At 29.8% G+C, this 1,073-nt stretch carries 1 protein-coding gene; it reads right to left on the bottom strand.

Annotated features, from left to right (window positions below):
* Positions 1 to 63: 63 nt before the first annotated feature.
* A complete protein-coding gene (locus C7H79_RS17185; RefSeq protein ID WP_106708438.1) occupies positions 64 to 753 on the bottom strand; it encodes a hypothetical protein in 690 nt (229 codons plus the stop codon).
* Positions 754 to 1,073: the final 320 nt, after the last annotated feature.

The following is a 1,073-nucleotide window of genomic DNA, read 5'->3' as shown; positions in this document are numbered from 1 at the left end:
AAGTTAAATTACAAATATTTTTAGAATTTTCTTTTTCTATAAGCATCAGCGGCTAATTAAGAATTAAAAATCAAATACTATTCGAGTCACAACATGAGGAGAATAATGATGATTCATGTTTAACATACCCATGCCAAATTGAAGTTCAACATGTTTTGCTAACAGATGATGAATTTGGGGCATGGCTAAAATTGAATCCGAAAGATTTGTTCTAACTTCCCAATTAATTTCCAAACCTAATAACAACTTTTTTGAAAAACCATAAAACAAGTTTGCATTCATTAAACCTTCAACTGCACCGTTTGAACTTATATCAGTAATACGAAATCCACCCATATTTAATGTGCTTAACTTCTCATTAAATTGGTATCCAAAAATATATAAAACACTATTTTCATGCGCTTTGCTTTGTTTGTTGTATTGATATATATATTGCCAGCCATGAATAAAATGTTGTGTTAGAAAAAGATTAAATGTCCCTTGCAAGGAAACTTTATAGGCTTGAATTGATGAGTTTTCTGTAGGTAATTCAAATTCAATGCCATGGCCTTTGGCATACCCATATTCAAATTCAGGATTTGTTTCTAACGTTTTATTTTTTTCGTTATATTGAAATAAGGTATTAAGCTCGTACTTACCTCTGTCACTTCCTAGCGGCAAAACTAAATCAAATACCATAGGTTCCGGTATATTAGGACCCTTTCTTAATTCTCCCTTCGCATGGAATGTATAGGGAAGAATGAAAAAAAGCATTAGAAACTGATATGTTTTAATTTTAATATTTTCTTTTAGAAAGAACTATTCTTATTAATAAGTGTTAATAAATTTTTTAGAAAATATGATCAAAAATTAAGTCTGAATTATTTCATCGAATCCTTCAGTTCGATGACTAACATTCGAATGTAATATTGAGATCCTTTTACGCAGAATTGTCTAAAAAATTTACGACAAGTGAGGGAATTTGTAACGAGCAATAAATTACGATGTGAAGATAAAATAGATTGCCCAGGCCTGCCGAATACTTTTTCAAACTTTTTCTTAGAAGATAGAAGAGAACTTTATATCTTAGAAAA

Origin of the sequence: Nitrosomonas supralitoralis (assembly GCF_003011925.2) — a bacterium.
Taxonomy (GTDB): domain Bacteria; phylum Pseudomonadota; class Gammaproteobacteria; order Burkholderiales; family Nitrosomonadaceae; genus Nitrosomonas; species Nitrosomonas supralitoralis.
Note: the sequence above shows the minus strand (reverse complement) of the source record. Positions and strands in the feature narration are given on the sequence as shown.

Bases quoted from the DNA above. Each gene is read 5' to 3' on its own strand.
- C7H79_RS17185 (WP_106708438.1), bottom strand. From the start codon at position 753: ATGCTTTTTTTCATTCTTCCCTATACATTCCATGCGAAGGGAGAATTA.